Genomic DNA, 16,534 nt, shown 5'->3' on the forward strand with positions numbered 1-16,534 from the left:
CCGAAGTCACACGCTACTGGCCGGTAGCCGGAATGTGAACCGCTCTCGGCTAACCGTCGCAGCGGCTGTCCGGGACCGTCGAGCCCACCGGTCAGCGGCCGGTGAAGCCCGGCTTGCGCTTCTCCACGAAGGCCGCCATGCCCTCACGCCGGTCATCGGTCGCGAACAGCGCCGCGAAGAGCTGACTCTCCCAGGCCAGGCCCGAGTTGAGGTCCATGTCCAGGCCGCCGTCGACCGCCAGCTTCGCCGCCCGCAGGGCCTGCACGGGCCCCGTCAGGTACGGGGTGACCAGCGCGACGGCCGTGTCGTACACCTCGGCGGCCGGGGCGACCCGGTCGGCCAGACCGATCCGCAGCGCCTCCTGCGCGTCCACCATCCGGCCGGACATGATCAGGTCCTTGGCGCGGGCCGGGCCGACCAGGCGGGCCAGCCGCTGCGTGCCCCCGGCACCGGGGATGATGCCCAGCTTGATCTCCGGTTGGCCGAGCTTCGCGTCCTCGGCGACCACCCGCCAGTCGCAGGCCAACGCCAGCTCGCAGCCGCCACCGAGGGCGTACCCGGTGATCGCGGCGACCACCGGCTTGGGGATCCGGGCGATCGCGCCGAGCGCACTGGACAGGTTCGCGGCACGGTCGGCCATGTCGACATAGGACATGTCGGCCATCTGCTTGATGTCCGCGCCGGCGGCGAAGACCTTCTCCCCGCCGTACACGATGACGGCGCGGACCTCAGGATCGGCGGTGGCCGCCGTGGCGGCGGCCCGCAGCTCCTCCTGCACCTGGGTGTTGAGCGCGTTCATCGGCGGCCGCTCCAGCCGGATCGTGCCGATGCCGTCCTTGGTCTCCAGCCGAACGAACTCGCCCACGCTGCCCTCACTTCCTCGTCGAAGTCGCGTGCCAACCTTACGACCCGGCTCGTTTGGGTAAGTAGTGTGGTGTCAGCCCCGTGGGCGGGAGTCCAGCCATGACGACGTACTACGACGACAGGTCGGTGCAGGTCACCTCCACCACCGTCCGCGTCGATGGCCGCGCCTACGCGCTTGCCGACATCACCCTGATCTGGCACCGCCGGGGCACCCGCTCGTGGCGCGTGCTCGTCGGGCGGGGCGCGATCGGTGCCGCACTCGCCGGCCCGCTGGTCGCGGCGGTGCTCGGCATCGGCGTGGCCGTCTGGCTGCACCGCTCGCCCACCGTGACGATCGCGATCGTCGGCGCGTCGGTGCTGGTCGGGTTGGCCGTCGGGCCGGTCGCCGACTTCCTCTTCGAACACCTGGACCGCTCGTACGCCCGGGGCAGCCGCCAACTGGAGATTTGGGCCCGCTGGCGCGGTCAGCCGGTGCGGCTGCTGCGCACCGGCGACGCGCTGCGTTTCGGGCAGATCTACCGGGCGGTGCAGCGCGCGGTCGAGCACAGCCAACCCGCACGACCCGTCACCCGCCGCTAGCGGCCCACGCTCCGAACCGGATCGGCTCGTCCGGCAGCAGGTCGAGACCGCGCGGGCGTGCCGCAACCAACTCAGATCTTGCACACTTACCGTTCGACGCGGACGGTCAGTGTCCACGATCTGAGGGGACCGCACCGGAGGGCGAAGTTGCCTCGCGGTGGTTAGGCTTAGTGATGACCCTCTATTACCGGGACGACGCGGTGCAGGTGACCTCCGAGTCGATCCGGGCGGGCGGTCACGTGATCGCCCTGTCCGACGTGACGTTCGTGTGGCACGCGCGCGGGCAGAAGACCCTCGCCGTTCGCGGCCGTGTGCTCGGTCGCGGTGTCCTGGTGCTGCTGCTCTCGCTGCCGCCGCTGGTCGCCCTGGTCTGCGTCGTCTCGCTGGCCTGGTCCGCACAGGACCGGGGCAACTGGAAGCTGGCCCTGATCATCCTCGCCGCCTGCGCGGTGGGGGCCCTGGTGGCGCTGCCGTTCCTGGAGATCCCTCTCGGGTGGCTGGACCGCTCCTACGAGCGCGGCAGCCATGTGCACGAGTTGTGGGTGCAGCACCACGGCCGGGAGGATCTGCTGGTGCGCACGCCGGACGCGCTACGGTTCGGGCAGATCTACCGGGCCGTGCAGCGCGCCGTCGAACAGCAGGGAGACCACCGATGAGCACCCGTCGCGGCGAGGCCGCCGCGCTGGCCGGCCTGCTCGCCGCGGCCGGCGTCACCCACCTGTTGCGACCCGGCGTGTACGACCCGATCGTGCCGGGCGCGCTGCCCGGCCCGGCCCGCTTCTGGACGTACGCCAGCGGGGTCGCCGAGCTGGCGGTGGCGGCGGCCGTGGCGCACCCGACCACCCGGCGGGCCGGCGGTCGGGCGGCAGCCGCCCTCTTCGTCGCCGTGCTGCCCGCCAACGTGAAGATGGCGGTGGACTGGCGGCACCGCCGCCCGACGAAGCGGGCCATCGCCTACGGGCGGGTGCCGATGCAGGTGCCGCTGATCTGGTGGGCCCTGCGCGTCGCCCGCAGCGGCGCAACCAGCGCAGGGCGACGCTGACAAGCGCCGTTGAGCGGTTGTGGTGCGGCCGACGCACACTTGATCCCATGGCGATTCCCCTCCCCACCCCGACCGCCGTGGTCGGCCTGACCCGATCCGCTCTCGACCAGGCGCTCGGCTCGGCCGCCTCGTTCGCCGCCGTGCCCACCCGCGCGTTCGCGGTGCTGGACGGGGTGGAGGCGCTGCTGGCCCGGATCAACGGCGTGGTCGACCGCATCGAGACGACCCTGGACCGGACCGACCAGGTGCTCACCGACGCCGAGGCGGCCGTCCGTGAGGTGGCCGTCATCAGCGCCGCCGCGACCACCGCCATCGACACCGCCACCGAGGTGGCCACCGCAGCCGCCGTGGTGGTCGCCGACGCCGACCGGGTCGCCCGGGCCGCCGCCACGGTGGTCGCCGAGGCCGACGGGGTGGCCGGCCGGGCCGCCGTCACCGTGGGTACCGCGGCGGAGGCCGCCGCCACGGCGGCCGAGCTGCTGGCCGCGTACGAGCCGGCGCTTCGCCGGGCCGCGCCGATGGCGGGAAGGTTCGTGGAGGAGCTGAGCCACGAGGAGATCAGCGCGGCGATCCACCTCATCGACGAGCTGCCCAAGCTCAAGGAACACCTGACGGCCGACATCCTGCCGATCCTGGCGACGCTGGACCGGGTCGGGCCCGACCTGCACGACCTGCTCGACGTGACCCGCGACCTCAAGCTCGCCGTGGCCGGCATCCCCGGGCTGGGCATGTTGCGTCGACGCGGTGAGAAGCTCGCCGACGAGCCCGCCGGCTGAGCCCCGCCCGATTGCGGGCGTACGGGGATCAACAGTCGCAGGTGATCGTCGCGCGCAGGGGCTTCCGGACCGGCGTGGGCCGGGTGGGTCAGACCGGCGCGTACAGCTCGTCGATCTCGGCCCGCTGCGGGAGCGCCACCGAGGCACCGAGCTTGCGTACGCACGCGGCGCCGGCCGCCGACGCCCAGCGCACCGCGTCGACCAGGTCACGCCCCTCGCCCCAGCCGACGGCCAGCGCGGCGGTGAACGCGTCACCGGCGGCGGTGGAGTCGACCACGTCGACGCGTACCGCCGGCACGTGCACCTCGGCGCCGTCCCGGTCGACGTACCAGGCGCCCTCGCCGCCGAGGGTGAGCACGGCCCGGGGGGCCAGGGCGAGCAGTGCCCTGGGCTCCTCCCGACCTCGGCCGGCAAGCGCCTGCGCCTCGCCCTCGTTGACGACCAGCAGGTCCATCGAGGCGAGCAGTTCGGGTGGGAGGTCGCGCGCCGGGGCGGCGTTGAGGATGACCCGGGTGCCGGCGGCGCGGGCGGCCACCGCGGCGGCCGTCACGGTCTGCACCGGGATCTCCAGTTGGGCGACGAGGACGTCCGCAGCGGTCACCGTGGCCAGTTCCTCCTCGGTGAGGCCGACCAGCGCGTCGTTGGCGCCGGGGGTCACCATGATGGCGTTCTCTCCCTGTGCGTTGACCATCACCAGCGCCACCCCGGAGGTGCCGTAGACCACCCGCAGTTGGCTGGTGTCCACGCCGGCCGCGGTGATGCGGGCCCGGAGGGTGACGCCGAAGGCGTCCGAGCCGATCGCGCCGAGGAAGGCGCACGACGCGCCGGCCCTGGCCGCGGCGACGGCCTGGTTGGCGCCCTTACCGCCGGGCACCATCACGAAGTCGGTGCCGAGCATGGTCTCGCCGGGTCGCGGCAGCGCGGGTGCCATCGCGACCAGGTCCATGTTGGCGCTGCCCACGACGGCAACCCGGGTCTGCGGCACGGTCGTCTCCGCCCTGGCCGACGCTCAGGCGGCCCGGGCGGTGTAGCGGTCGCCCCTGCGCTCGACCACCAGCGGCAGACCGAAGGTCTTGGAGAGGTTGTCACCGGTCAGCGTCTCGGCGAGCAGACCCTGGGCGACCACGCCGCCCTCACGCAGCAGCAACGCGTGGGTGAACCCCGGCGGGATCTCCTCGACGTGGTGGGTGACCAGCACCATCGCCGGGGCGTCCGGGTCGTACGCCAGCTCGGCCAGTCGGGCGACCAGGTCCTCCCGACCGCCCAGGTCGAGGCCGGCGGCCGGCTCGTCGAGCAGCAGCAGCTCCGGGTCGGGCATCAGGGCACGGGCGATCTGCACCCGCTTGCGCTCACCCTCGGAGAGGGTGCCGTAGCGGCGCTCGGCGAGGCCACCGACGCCGAGTTGGCTGAGCAGTGCCAGCGCCCGCGCCACGTCGCCACGCTCGTAGCTCTCGCGCCAGCGGCCGACCACCGACCAGGCGGCGGTCACCACCACGTCGCTGACCTGCTCGTCGGCGGGCAGTCGCTCGGCCAGCGCGGCGGTCGTGAGCCCGATGCGGGTGCGCAGCTCGTTGACGTCGGTGCGGCCGATCCGCTCGCCGAGCACGTGCGCGACACCGGTGGTGGGGTGCAGCCGGCCGGCGGCGAGGTTGAGCAGTGTGGTCTTGCCGGCACCGTTGGAGCCGAGCACGACCCACCGCTCGTCCAGCTCGACCCGCCAGGTCAGGTCCTCGAGGAGGGCGGTGCCAGAGCGGCGTACACCGACGCCGTCGAGGCTGACCACCAGATCCGGGTCCACGGGAGCGGCGGCAGGCGCGGCGCCGGCAGCGCCGGGGATCAGGTCACCAGTCACCGCTCCATCCAACCACGCAGCGCCGGGGCGCCCCCCATGGGCGGCGCCCCGGCAATAGGGTGAAGCGCCGTGTCGTTGATCACCGAGTCCGGAGGACGGTCCATGCCCCGTCGAGGTACGGAGCCGCGCGGATGAGCGCGGTCATCGAGATCGAGGGTCTGCGCAAGACCTTCCACAGCATGCGCAACGGCCGGCGGGTGGCGGTGGACGGGTTCGACCTGCTGGTCGAGGAGGGCCAGGTCCACGGTTTCCTCGGCCCCAACGGCTCCGGCAAGACCACCACCCTGCGTGCCCTGCTCGGGCTGGTACGAGCCGACAGCGGCCGGATGTCCGTGCTGGGCCAGCCGTCGCCGGAGCTGCTGCCCCGGGTGGCGGGCCAGGTCGGCGCCATCGTGGAGAGCCCCCAGTTCTTCGGCAACTTCACCGGGTACCGCACCCTGCGGTTGTTGGCCCGCGCCGGTGGCGTGCCGGTCTCGCGGGTGGACGAGGCGCTGGATCTGGTGGGCCTGCGCGATCGGGGCGACGAGCGGGTGAAGGCCTACTCGCTGGGCATGAAGCAGCGTCTGGCGGTGGCGTCCGCGCTGCTGAAGGACCCGCGGTTGCTCATCCTGGACGAGCCGGCGAACGGGTTGGACCCGGCGGGCATCCGGGAGATGCGGGACCTGATGCGGTCGCTGGCGGCGACCGGGGTGACCGTGCTGGTGTCCAGTCACATCCTGGGTGAGATCCAGCTGATCTGCGACCACGTCACGATCATTTCGCAGGGACGTCGGGTGGCGTCCGGCCGGGTGGACGAGGTGCTGGCGGGCTACGACCGGCACGAGTTCCTGGTGCGGGTGGCCGACCCGCAGCGCGCGGCCGAGCTGCTGGACGCGGCCGAGCTGACGGCGGTCGTCGACGGCGAGGCGCTGGTGGTGAGTGGGGCGAGCGACCCGACGGTGATCAGTCGGGTGCTCGGCGAGCAGGGGCTGTGGGTCGGCGAGCTGACGCCGCTGCGGCCGGATCTGGAGAGCGTCTTCCTGGAGCTGACGGGTGCGCACCCGTCGGTGCCCCGGCAGGTCGACGACTCGGCGCTGCCGTACGCCGCTCAGGGCGATGCGGTGATCGATCTCGATCGGGGAGTGGACGCGTGAACCTGGTCCGTGCCGAGTTGGAGCGACTGGCCGCCCGTCGCTTCGTGCAACTCATGGTCGTCCTGCTGGCGTTTGCGTTCGCGGTGACGGCGGCGACCACCCTCGCGGGTTCCCACAAGCCGAGCGCGAGTGAGCTGAACTCGGCGCGGCAGCAGGCCACCGAGGCCCGGCAGAGCATGGAGACCGCGTTCCAGGAGTGCGTGGCCCGCCGGGACGGCGCGCAGCCGACGGAGGACGGCGGGTCGTTCCTGCCCGACGACTGCTCCCAGATCGACCCGGTCCTTCAGGATCGGCTGCCGATCGCCGCCGACTTCCTGCCGGGGGTGTTCAGCTTCGCCCAGCAGGCGCGGCCGCTGCTCTTCTTCCTCATCGCGTTCCTGGTGCTGTTCGGGTTCCTGGTGGGGGCCTCCTACATCGGCGCCGACCTGAATTCCGGCGGCGTGGTGAACCTGCTGCTCTGGCGACCACGCCGGTTGACGGTGCTCGCGACCAAGTTGGGCACCCTGCTCGGCACGGTGCTGGTCCTGGCCCTGTTGGCGTCGGTGGCCTACCTCGCCACGTTCTGGGTGATCGGGCAGACCGCCGGGCTGGCCGGCCAGTTGAGCGGTGAGTTCTGGCGCGAGCTGGGTGCGGTGCACGGGCGTGGCCTGGTGCTGGTGCTGCTGGCCACCGCGGTGGGCTTCGCCATCGCCACGCTGGGTCGGCACACCTCGGCGGCTCTCGGCGCGCTCGCCGCGTACGTGGTGGTCTGGGAGTTGGGCGCCCGGCTGGTCCTGGAGATCGTTGACGCCCCACAGTCGGACCTGTTCATGCTCACCAGCCACGTCGGCGCGTGGCTCAACGGCGAGGCGCGTTTCTACGACGAACAGATCTGCCGGGGCGGCGACATCGGCTTCAACTGCCAGGGGTTCTACACGCTGTCCTGGTTGCCGTCGCTGCTGGTGCTGCTCGGGATCACCGGCGGGCTGACCGCGGCGGCGTTCGCCGTGTTCCGCCGACGCGACCTGATCTGAGGTCTCACCGGGCCGCCCGTCGTGACACGGGCGGCCCGCCGGATCCGGAGCGCTTTCGGCAAGGGCTTGCAGTGAGCCGACTGGCGGTGAAATATTCCTTCACGTGGCCGCCGCAGCGGGCTCAGCCGACGGTGGAGCCGAACACCTCGTCGCGTACGGCGTCCAGCGCGGTACGCAGCGCGCCGCGCAGGATCGGCTCCTCGGTCAGCCCGGTCGGCACCACCCGGGGTTGCACCAGGGTGATCGCCGCGACCTCGTGTTGCACCCGGTCGGCGAGCGCCGCGCCGCCCGCCTGACCCACCTCGCCGGCGAGCACGACCAGCGGCGGGTCGAGCACCACGCAGGTGCTGGCCACACCGAGGGCGAGCCGGCGGGCCAACTCGTCGAGCATCGGGCCGCCGTCCGGGCCGGCTGCGACGGCCGCGCGAACCGCCTCGGCGGCGTCGGCGTCCGGGTACCCGTGCTCACGGGCCACCGCGCGCACCGAGTCCGCGCCGACCAACTGCTGGAAGGCCGGCTTGGCACGACGGGAGACGTCGCGCGGAATGGGCGCGCCGGGCACCGGCAGGTAGCCGATCTCACCGGCCGCACCGCTGCTGCCGTGGTGCAGCCGGCCGCCCAGCATGATCGCCAGACCGACACCGGCGCCCACCCAGACCAGGACGAAGTCGGCCACCCCCTGCGCGGCGCCGGACTGCGCCTCGGCCACCGCGGCCAGGTTGACGTCGTTCTCGAACACCACCGGGGTGTGCAGGTCGTCGCGCAGCGCGGCCAGCAGACCGCTGTGCCAGCGCGGCAGGTTGAAGGCGAAGGTGATGTCGCCGGTGCCGGGATCGACCAGGCCCGGCGTGCCGAGCACGATCCGCCGTACGCTGCTCAGCTGCGCCTGGGCGCTGCTCGCGGCCTGCACCACGGCGTTGTGCACCACGCCCACCGGGTCGTCGGTGTCCCTGGTCGACTGCTCGACCCGGCCGATGACCGCGCCGGTGATGTCGGCGCAGGCGGCAACGACCCGATCCGGCCCGACGTCGACGCCGACCACGTGCGCGCTGCTCGGGCGGACGGCGTAGAGCTGGGCGTTCGGCCCCCGCCCGCCGGCCTGCTCGCCGACCCGGGTGACGAGGCCGCGCTCCTCCAACCGCTCGACCAGCTGGGAGGCGGTGACCTTCGACAGCCCGGTCAGCTCGCCGAGCCGGGCCCTGGTCAGCGGGCCGCGTTCGAGGAGCAGCTCCAGCGCGGCACGGTCGTTGAGCGCCCGCAACAGACGGGGGGTGCCGGGCAGCCGGGTCGCACTCATGACACGTCCTCTAGTTTTAGTAAACTTTGCTAACTGTAAACCGACCTGCGAACGGGTAGCCGTAGCGTAACGGCCACCCGACAGTGGGGCGCTCGGCCGACTCGGCAGGGCGAACACCCCCACCGGTACGACGTTTCGTACCCGCTGGGGCACCGAAGGGGGAGATCACGTGGGGCTGGATCCAGGACTGCGCCGGCTGGCGCTCGGCACACTGCTGGCCGCGTACCCGGGGCCCGTCCCGCCGGACTGGGCGGTCGACCTGCTGGCCGACGGGCTGGCCGGGCACACCCTGTTCGGCACCAACGTGCACGACCCCGCGCAGGTGGCGGCGAGCACCGCCGCGCTGCGCGCCGGCCGGCCGGACGTGCTGATCGCGATCGACGAGGAGGGTGGCGACGTGACCCGGCTGGCGCACGCCACCGGCAGCCCGTACCCCGGCAACGCCGCTCTCGGCGCGATCGGCGACGTGGCGCTCACCCGACGGGTCTACCAGTCGATCGGCGCCGAGCTGGCCGCGCTCGGCATCACCGTCAACCTCGCCCCGACGGTGGACGTCAACACCGCCGACGACAACCCGGTGATCGGCACCCGGTCCTTCGGGGCGGACCCGGTGCGGGTGGCCGCCCACTCGGCCGCCGCCGTGACCGGGTTGCAGGCCGCCGGCGTCGCCGCCTGCGCCAAGCACTTCCCCGGGCACGGCGCCACCGTCACCGACTCCCACCACGAGCTGCCCACCGTGGACGCCCCGCTGGCCCTGCTGCGGCAGCGGGACCTGCCGCCGTTCGCGGCGGTCGTCGCCGCCGGGGCCCGCGCCGTGATGACCGCGCACATCCGGGTACCGGCGCTGACCGGCACCGACCCGGCCACCTTCAGCCGAGCCGTCCTGGTCGACCTGCTCCGCACCGAGTACGGCTTCACCGGCGCCATCATCACCGACGCCCTGGAGATGAAGGGGGCGGCGGTGGCCGCCGGCGGCGTCGGGCCGGCCGCGGTCCGGGCCCTGGCCGCCGGCGCGGACCTGCTCTGCATCGGCGCGAAGGTCGACGCCCACCTGGTCGAGCAGGTCGCCGCCGAGATCGTCGACGCCCTCACCGACGGCCGGCTGGCGACCGCGCGGGTCGAGGAGGCAGCCGGCCGGGCCGCCGACCTCGCCGCCTGGACCCGGGCCGCCGTCGGGTCGACGGCCGCCAGCGACACCGACCTGGGGTACGCGGCAGCGCGCCGCGCGGTCCGGGTGGACGGCGTGCTCAACGGCCTGGACCGACCACTGGTGGTGCAACTGCACACCGAGTCGACGATGGCCGAGGGGCGCGTGCCGTGGGGTCTCGGTCCACATCTGAACGGGGTGCAGGAGCTCCGGGTGATCGCCACCGAGACCGACCCGTCGAGGCTGCGCGGGCTGGCCGGCGACCGGCCCATCGTGCTGGTCGGGCGGCACCTGCACCGGCTGCCCGGCGGTCCCGAGCTGATCGCCGGCCTGGCCGCCGAGCATCCGGTGACCGTGGTGGAGATGGGGTGGCCGGCACAGTGGCGCCCGCAGGGCGTACGCGCCTTCGTCACCACGTACGGCGCGAGCCACGCCAACGGCCGCGCGGCTGCCGAGGCGCTCGGCCTGACCGACTGAGCCACGACGTCCTCCGGCCGGGCTCCAGGCCCGGCCGGATCGGCGCGCCGCAACCTCCGCCACAGTGTCCACAGTCACTGGTCGCCCGTTCTTGAACATGTTCAATATTCGCCCTAGGCTGATGGCGTCGGTAGTTGAACACGTTCAAGAAGGGCGTCCACATGGACATCAAGGTCTGGATGTACGTGATCTACCTCGCGGTCAGCGTCGGCCTGACCATCTGGGTGGCTCGGGCACTAGCCCGCAACGGGCAGGTCTTCCTGGAGGAGGTGTTCGCCGAGGAACGGCTGGCCCGAGCGGTCAACAGTCTCCTGGTGGTCGGCTTCTACCTGCTCAACCTCGGCTACGTCACGGTGGCGATGAAGCACTCCGACCCGGTGGAATCGACCAGCCAGGCCATGGAGGAGCTGTCACTCAAGATCGGCTTGGTGCTGCTGGTGCTCGGCGCGCTGCACTTCTTCAACGTCTTCGCACTCGGCCGCTACCGCCGCAACCGACTTCGCCAGCTCGCCACCCATCCCCCGCTCGCCCCGATCGGTCGACTCCCCATGCCGCCCGCCCCACCCGGGGCGCAGCTGGTCGGCGCGTACCCGGCGGGACCACAGCCGACCGGCGCGTACCCGGCAGGACCCCAGCCAACCGGTCCACGGCCGGTCGGACCGCAGCAGGCCGGACCGCAGCAGGCCGGACCGACGAGCAACCCGCCGACCCGATGACCGTGCCCCCGACCGAGGGCGTCGGCCGGCTCCCGGATCCCACCGCTCACGCCGGCGGTGGGATCCGGGGGTTCACCGTCCTGTTCGACGCGGCCTGCCCACTCTGCCGGGCCGCCCGCCGCTGGTTGTCGTCCCGCGCCCAACTCGTACCCCTGGAGTTCGTGCCGGCCGGGTCCGCCGAGGCCCGGCGGCGCTTCCCCGGCCTGGACCACGACGCGACGCTGCGCGACCTCACCGTGATCGCCGACACCGGCGAGGTGTACGCGGGCGACGGCGCCTGGTTCGCCTGCCTCTGGGCACTGGCCGACCATCGGTCCATGGCCGAGCGGCTGGCCCGGCCGGCCCTGCTGCCCCTCGCCCGGCAGACGGTGGCCGCCGCCTCGGCGATGCGGGAACGGATCCGCGACCCGTCGGCCGAGCCGACCGACGAAACGGCGGGATACGGTGGCCCCGATGACCGAGCAGCCTGCGCAGACGACCACTGCGGGTGACCCTGCCACCGCCCGAGGCGAGCAGACCCGGCAGCTGATCCGGGACACCGCGTTGCGGCTGTTCCGCGAACGCGGCTACGCCCAGACCACCATGCGGGCGATCGCGCAGGAGGCCGGCGTGGCGGTCGGCAACGCCTACTACTACTTCGGTTCCAAGGACCACCTGATCCAGGAGTTCTACGCCCAGGCACAGATCGAGCACCGGGCCGCCGCGCAGCCCGTGCTCGACCGGGAGGAGGCGTTCGGTCCGCGGCTCGCCGGAGTGCTGCACGCGGGGATCGACGTGTTGACGCCCTCGCACGAATTCGCGGCGACCTTCTTCAAGACAGCGGCGGAGCCCACCTCCCCGTTGAGCCCCTTCTCCGCGGAGTCCTCCGGGCCCCGGGAGGCGGCCATCGACCTCTTCGGCGAGGTGTTGACGGGCTCGACGGCCAAGGTCGACGCCGAGCTGCGCCCACAGCTGCCCGAGCTGCTCTGGCTCGCGTACATGGGCGTGATCCTCTACTGGGTGCACGACCGATCGCCCGGCCAGACCAAGACCCGCCAGCTGATCGACGGGGCCGTACCACTGGTCGACCGGCTCGTGGCGCTGTCCCGGCTCCGGGTCCTGCGGCCGGTGACCCGACAGGTGCTCGACCTGATTCGCACGCTCCGTCACTGACCCGGCCGGCACCGCTCGACCGCGAAGAAGCAGGTCAAGTCCACTTTTAGACACTCCGAACCGACAGCTCGACCCTTGCCCCACGCCTGTTCGATACGTAGCGTGATCGACATGTCCCGGCCCGCGCAGAGCGCTACCGGTACACCGGAACCGGGACCTGGGGGGAGGTTGCGGACCGTGGATCCGGCCCGGGGTCCACGGTCCGCGCCCATTGCCGGTTCAGCGCGGATAGACCCCGTACGCACGCCAGCCCCGATCGGGGAAACCGGCCGCGTCAGCGACCCGGGCGGAGGCGTGATTGTCCCGCTCGTGCAGGTAGGTCGGCACCGCCCCCTCGTCGAGGACCCTGCGTGCCGCCTGCGCCACGAGTCGGCGGGCGAGGCCGCGACCCCGGGCGGCCGGTGCGGTGCCCACAGCCAGCTCGTGCCCGTACGCGTCGTGCCGTTTGATCCCGGCACCCGCCAGGTAGCTGCCGTCCGGGTCACGGACCACCAGCACGGGCCGGTCGAAGAGCCGCAGCCAGGGCGGCAACCCGGGAGCCGTCGACTCGGTCCACTCCCCCACGTCGGGAAGCGGCGCGGGGGCGACACTCCACCGGAAGGGGCCGTCGTGCACGCACCAGTCGGGCAGCCCGACGGCCTCCGGCAGCGCGGCGAGCAGCCGATCCGGTGTACGCCGGACCAGCGAGCGGATCGCCGCCACCCGCTCCGGCGCCACGGAGAGCACTCCGCTCCGCCCGGTGTCCACGGCGAGCGCGGGGCGCAGTCGGCCGTCCCAGGCCGGCCTGGCCCGCCGATGCGAGGCGACCACGTGCAGCCCCGGCCCAGCCGGCCACTGCCCGAGCCACGTGGCCAGGTGCAGCTGGAGCCGCCGGTCGAGCATGCAGACCTCCCCCGTCGCCCGGCCCGTCGTGGATCACCGTACGCCCGGCGGCCCGGCCGGGCGGACGAACCGTCAGGGCCGAGCCGGCCGAGCGCCGGGGGAACCAGCCTCACCTATCGACCGTCATATGTATTTCCATACCTGGACACCTTTATTTGGGACGGTGAACGCATGCCGATTCAGCCGAACGACCGCTACCAGCAGGACCCCGAGCGACTCTGGCAGGCAGCGGAGACCGTCGGCGGCGTCCCGCCCCAGCCGCGCTACCGGAACCCCCGGGCGGTCGGCCGGGGCACCCTGTCCTGGTCCGGGCTGAACAAGCTGTCCGTCGGCAGCTCCGGCAGGCACCGCCTGAACACCCACTGACGCAGAGCGGCCTCTGACGTTTGCGCGGGGCGACACACCGGGGAGGTCCAGCGAGGGCATTCGCACACCTGTCGGGTAATTTCTTGTGGTCCGACTTCCGGCCACCGACAGGAGAAGCTCCGCGCATGGGCAAGAAGACGATCCACGTCTCCGACTTCAGCGGCACGGTCCTACAGCAGGACGACGAGGTGGTCCGCGTCGTCGTGCTGGAGCACCCGGACCTGGTCGCCGGGCCCGTGCAGCTGGACGCCACCCCGACCGAGGTGGAGAACCTCGACGACGCCGCGCTGGACGTGGCGGTGGTGGAGATCCATGACCGGCACGGCGGCGGCGAGCCCCGCCGGGTGGTGTTGACCGCCAGCGAGTTCGACGCGATGGCCACCGACGTGCCGATGGCGCAGCTGCTGAAGACCGCCGAGCGGGTCCGACCGCCCAAGGCCCGCAAGAGCGTAGAAAAGATCGACTACGGCACTCTGGAAAACGCCGGCAAACCGCACCGGGGACGGGTCACCGAAGAGGAGGCCCGGCTGGTTCGCGAGCAGCTCGACGAGGTCAACAAGCGCCTCGCCGACGCGGGCGTGCGCCAGATCGACCCAGCCGATCCGGAGCACGCCCTGCGCTACGGCTTCCCCGACGTCTCCTGACCCAACTGCGTCAGCAGGCCTTCTTCGCCTTGTCGCGGAAGGCGGTCTCGGTGACCGCCTTCCGATCGTCCCCCGAGCCGACGAGGACCTGCTTCACGCCGAGCCGAGTCACCTCATCCAGGGTGAAATCGACGGTTCGGGAGTTGTGCTCGATGCCGTAGGCGACAACCGAATACTGAACGTCGGCCTGGAAGGCAACGAGTGGTGAATCCGTATCAATCGCCCAGCCGAGTGGTGGCTGCAACATGGTCACCGCCGTGAGCTTCTCCCCGCCGTCGCGGTAGATCGTCCAATTCGTAGCCGGCGTCGCGCCACGGGTGAAGACACTGATCCTCGTCGGAGTGAAGGCAGCGCATTCGGCCAGGACCAGCGTCGGCTGACCGTCGATCTCGCTCACCGCGATCACTGGTTTGTCTGCAGGGCTACAGGCGGAGAGCCCCGCCAGGGCGGCGAGCGTCACCAGGACGCTCGCCGCACGAATACTCAGTCGGTTCGACATTCTCCGCTCAACACCAAACAATGAGCCAGCACTTGGACCTGTCAACATATGACTGGCCGTAGTACCAGTACTCGCCCTTGTACGGGTTGGCTCCGACCTCCCAAGGGTTGCCATTACTGTCATCACCCGTGAGCAGCCAAGAGGCGCCGCTACCGAGGGCGTAGAAGGTAAGGAATTGGCCGGGTGGCAGCCACTGCCACTGATCGGAGTGTCGTGCCTCGTGCTCGAGTAGGTCAGGGCCGTAGGTGCTGGCATCCACGCCCCTTGCCCGCAACAGGTCCCGATCCCACTCCTCCTCTTTCAAGTCGAGCCTGAGCTGCTCGCGGGAGTCGTGGTAGAGCATGTAATCGCCGATCGTCATCGTACGCTCATTCGGCGTATCCACACCTGTGCAGATGATCTGCTTCGCTCCGGTGAAGCACTCGCCTCCCCAGAGAAGCAATGCCGCCTGGGCGAGGCCGTTGTTGCCCAATACCTGATTTCCCAACCGCCTCGGGTCCTCGCCGGTGGGCTGGTCCAGCGGCGGTCCGTCCGCCGGCCCGCCCGGGTTCTGTGCCGCCTCCTGACGCTGCAGGGTGACCGCTGCGGCAAGCGCCGCCGAAGCCTCCGCGGCGGCCTGGTCGGCACTGCGGCCGGCGGCCAGCGCCGAGGCGCGGGCCCGGTCGGCGGCGTCGTACGCAGCGCTGGCGTAGGCGCTCGCCCGTGCCGCGGCGTCGCTGGCCTGGGCAGCCGACGCGGCAGCGTTTCGTGCGCTCTGCCTCGCGGAGGCGGCGGCCGCCTTGGCGACCTGGGCCGACTGCGCCGCCTGGATCGCCGATGCCGCTGCTGCCTGAGCCGACTGGAGCGCCTGCGTGGCGTAGCCGGCAGCCTGGCTGGCCGCCTGCTGGGCTTCCTGCGCGTAGCGCGCCGCGTCCTCGGCCGCCTTCCGGGCCACCGCCGCGACCCGTGCCGCCTCGGCGGCGTCCCTCCGCGCATTGGCGGCGTAACCGGCCGCCTCCGCGACCAGGCCACGCACCCGTGCCACGTGGGTGACCGCCTCCAGATCACGACGCTGCGCCCGGAACTGCCCGTCGGTGAGGAAGTCCGTCAGGAACGCTCGGGACCCCTCCAGGGCCACCTGAGCCGCTGACTTCACCTCGGGGCCACCGGCGGACATGATCTGGCCGACCTTGATCCGGTCGTCAATCTCGGCCGCGGCGTACCGCCCGGTCATCAGGAACGCGTGCCGGTCGGCCTCCGTGCCGTTGAGCGCCGCCTGTCCCCTGGCCTTCATGGTCGGCCCACCTGCGGTGATCAACTGGCCGATCTGGATGCGGTCGTCCTGCTCCTTACCCACGTAGTTCCGGGTCCTGAGGAACTCGACCACATCGTCGTGGTCACCGGCCAGAGCTGCCTTGGCCGCGTCGAGAAGGGCGGGCTTGCCCAGGGCACCGATGTGCCGTACCCGTGCGCGGTCGTCCTCGTCCGCCGCCACGGCGCGACCGGTGGCCAGGAAGGCTCGCAGGTCGGCCTCGGAACCCGCGAGGGCCTCTGCGGCCGCCTTCTGGGTCCACTTACCGCCGGTGCGGGCGAGTCGCGCGGCGGCGAGACGGCCACTGGACAGGACGGTTGCCGAGGGTGCCCCGGCTGCGCTCGCCTCGGCCAGCCACTGCTGCGTCTGCGCGTCCAGCCGGGCCTCCTCGGCCGCGTCGTCCGCAGCCTGGGCCAGCTCCGCCTGCTCGGCGAGTCGGGCCTCCTTCGCAAGCTGTATGCCGTCCTCCGTCTGGGCCGCCAGCCGTTCCACGTCCGCGACCCGCGCGGCTTCCTCCACCGCTGCGGCCTGGGTCGCCGCCGTCGTGGCGGTGTTGGCCGCGGCCAACGCGCCCGCCGCGTGCTGGGTGGACTTGGCCGCTGCGGTCGCGGCGTCACCGGCGTGCGCCGCGGCGTCGTCCGCCGCGGCCGCCGCCGCGGTGGCGTGCGCTGCCGCGTCCATCGCCGCCTGGTACGCCTGGTTTGCTGCCTGCGCCGACTGCCGGGCGAACCGTTCCGCCTGGTTGGCCGCACGGGTCGCCGCGGCGGCGTTGCGCTGTGCCGCCTCGGCTGCCGCGCGGGCCCG

Annotated in this window: 19 protein-coding genes; 12 read left to right on the forward strand and 7 right to left on the reverse strand. The window is 72.4% G+C overall.

Annotated features, from left to right (window positions below; genetic code table 11):
• Positions 1-91 precede the first annotated feature (91 nt).
• Positions 92-865 carry an enoyl-CoA hydratase/isomerase family protein gene (locus LADH09A_RS20715; RefSeq protein ID WP_238647134.1) on the reverse strand — a complete coding sequence of 258 codons (774 nt, stop codon included), beginning with the start codon at positions 863-865 and terminating at the stop codon, positions 92-94.
• 98 nt (positions 866-963) lie between these two features.
• Between LADH09A_RS20715 and LADH09A_RS20720 the strand changes: the two genes are divergently transcribed.
• The 4 genes from LADH09A_RS20720 to LADH09A_RS20735 all read left to right on the forward strand — a co-directional run bounded on the left by LADH09A_RS20720 (position 964) and on the right by LADH09A_RS20735 (position 3,261).
• Entirely contained in the window at positions 964-1,443 is a 480-nt protein-coding gene (locus LADH09A_RS20720; protein WP_238647135.1) for a DUF6232 family protein, read from the forward strand.
• A gap of 173 nt (positions 1,444-1,616) precedes the next feature.
• Entirely contained in the window at positions 1,617-2,099 is a 483-nt protein-coding gene (locus LADH09A_RS20725) for a DUF6232 family protein (protein WP_238647136.1), read from the forward strand.
• Positions 2,096-2,485 carry a DoxX-related protein gene (locus LADH09A_RS20730; RefSeq protein ID WP_238647137.1) on the forward strand — a complete coding sequence of 130 codons (390 nt, stop codon included), beginning with the start codon at positions 2,096-2,098 and terminating at the stop codon, positions 2,483-2,485. The genes LADH09A_RS20725 and LADH09A_RS20730 overlap by 4 nt, the downstream gene beginning before the upstream one ends.
• 47 nt (positions 2,486-2,532) lie before the next feature.
• Positions 2,533-3,261 (forward strand): hypothetical protein, encoded by a 729-nt coding sequence (locus LADH09A_RS20735; RefSeq protein ID WP_238647138.1) that lies wholly within the window; start codon positions 2,533-2,535, stop codon positions 3,259-3,261.
• 88 nt (positions 3,262-3,349) lie between these two features.
• Here LADH09A_RS20735 and LADH09A_RS20740 read toward each other — a convergent pair whose 3' ends face one another.
• Entirely contained in the window at positions 3,350-4,246 is an 897-nt protein-coding gene (locus LADH09A_RS20740) for a ribokinase (RefSeq protein WP_238647139.1), read from the reverse strand.
• Positions 4,247-4,270: 24 nt separating this feature from the next.
• Entirely contained in the window at positions 4,271-5,113 is an 843-nt protein-coding gene (locus LADH09A_RS20745) for an ABC transporter ATP-binding protein (RefSeq protein WP_238647140.1), read from the reverse strand.
• A 131-nt stretch (positions 5,114-5,244) separates the two neighbouring features.
• On the opposite strand from LADH09A_RS20745, the gene LADH09A_RS20750 reads away from it, so the two are divergent.
• Together LADH09A_RS20750 and LADH09A_RS20755 are read left to right on the forward strand one after the other, a co-directional pair.
• Positions 5,245-6,246 carry an ABC transporter ATP-binding protein gene (locus LADH09A_RS20750; RefSeq protein WP_238647141.1) on the forward strand — a complete coding sequence of 334 codons (1,002 nt, stop codon included), beginning with the start codon at positions 5,245-5,247 and terminating at the stop codon, positions 6,244-6,246.
• Complete coding sequence (locus LADH09A_RS20755; protein WP_238647142.1) at positions 6,243-7,259, forward strand: ABC transporter permease subunit; 1,017 nt, start codon at positions 6,243-6,245, stop codon at positions 7,257-7,259. Before LADH09A_RS20750 ends, LADH09A_RS20755 begins: the two co-directional genes overlap by 4 nt.
• 121 nt (positions 7,260-7,380) lie before the next feature.
• On the opposite strand, the gene LADH09A_RS20760 is transcribed toward LADH09A_RS20755, so the two are convergent.
• Complete coding sequence (locus LADH09A_RS20760) at positions 7,381-8,556, reverse strand: ROK family transcriptional regulator (protein ID WP_238647143.1); 1,176 nt, start codon at positions 8,554-8,556, stop codon at positions 7,381-7,383.
• A gap of 169 nt (positions 8,557-8,725) precedes the next feature.
• Between LADH09A_RS20760 and LADH09A_RS20765 the strand changes: the two genes are divergently transcribed.
• The 4 genes from LADH09A_RS20765 to LADH09A_RS20780 all read left to right on the forward strand — a co-directional run bounded on the left by LADH09A_RS20765 (position 8,726) and on the right by LADH09A_RS20780 (position 12,048).
• Complete coding sequence (locus LADH09A_RS20765; protein ID WP_238647144.1) at positions 8,726-10,180, forward strand: glycoside hydrolase family 3 N-terminal domain-containing protein; 1,455 nt, start codon at positions 8,726-8,728, stop codon at positions 10,178-10,180.
• 134 nt (positions 10,181-10,314) lie between these two features.
• On the forward strand, positions 10,315-10,896 hold the full coding sequence (locus tag LADH09A_RS20770; RefSeq protein ID WP_238647145.1) for a hypothetical protein: 582 nt from the start codon (positions 10,315-10,317) through the stop codon (positions 10,894-10,896).
• A complete protein-coding gene (locus LADH09A_RS20775; RefSeq protein ID WP_238647146.1) occupies positions 10,893-11,387 on the forward strand; it encodes a thiol-disulfide oxidoreductase DCC family protein in 495 nt (164 codons plus the stop codon). Before LADH09A_RS20770 ends, LADH09A_RS20775 begins: the two co-directional genes overlap by 4 nt.
• Complete coding sequence (locus LADH09A_RS20780; RefSeq protein WP_238647147.1) at positions 11,350-12,048, forward strand: TetR/AcrR family transcriptional regulator; 699 nt, start codon at positions 11,350-11,352, stop codon at positions 12,046-12,048. The genes LADH09A_RS20775 and LADH09A_RS20780 overlap by 38 nt, the downstream gene beginning before the upstream one ends.
• 219 nt (positions 12,049-12,267) lie before the next feature.
• Here LADH09A_RS20780 and LADH09A_RS20785 read toward each other — a convergent pair whose 3' ends face one another.
• Positions 12,268-12,930: a GNAT family N-acetyltransferase gene (locus LADH09A_RS20785; protein WP_238647148.1), complete on the reverse strand. Its 663-nt coding sequence runs from the start codon at positions 12,928-12,930 to the stop codon at positions 12,268-12,270.
• 171 nt (positions 12,931-13,101) lie between these two features.
• Between LADH09A_RS20785 and LADH09A_RS20790 the strand changes: the two genes are divergently transcribed.
• Both LADH09A_RS20790 and LADH09A_RS20795 read left to right on the forward strand, forming a co-directional pair.
• Complete coding sequence (locus LADH09A_RS20790; RefSeq protein WP_238647149.1) at positions 13,102-13,296, forward strand: DNA repair protein; 195 nt, start codon at positions 13,102-13,104, stop codon at positions 13,294-13,296.
• A gap of 125 nt (positions 13,297-13,421) precedes the next feature.
• Positions 13,422-13,940: a hypothetical protein gene (locus tag LADH09A_RS20795; protein ID WP_238647150.1), complete on the forward strand. Its 519-nt coding sequence runs from the start codon at positions 13,422-13,424 to the stop codon at positions 13,938-13,940.
• Between the two features lie 10 nt (positions 13,941-13,950).
• On the opposite strand, the gene LADH09A_RS20800 is transcribed toward LADH09A_RS20795, so the two are convergent.
• Both LADH09A_RS20800 and LADH09A_RS20805 read right to left on the reverse strand, forming a co-directional pair.
• On the reverse strand, positions 13,951-14,439 hold the full coding sequence (locus tag LADH09A_RS20800; protein WP_238647151.1) for a hypothetical protein: 489 nt from the start codon (positions 14,437-14,439) through the stop codon (positions 13,951-13,953).
• Positions 14,440-14,446: 7 nt separating this feature from the next.
• Positions 14,447-16,534: ALF repeat-containing protein (locus LADH09A_RS20805; protein WP_238647152.1), on the reverse strand; the 2,088-nt coding region annotated here is incomplete at its 5' end.

The organism is Micromonospora cabrerizensis (genome assembly GCF_022230955.1).
Lineage (GTDB): Bacteria > Actinomycetota > Actinomycetes > Mycobacteriales > Micromonosporaceae > Micromonospora > Micromonospora cabrerizensis.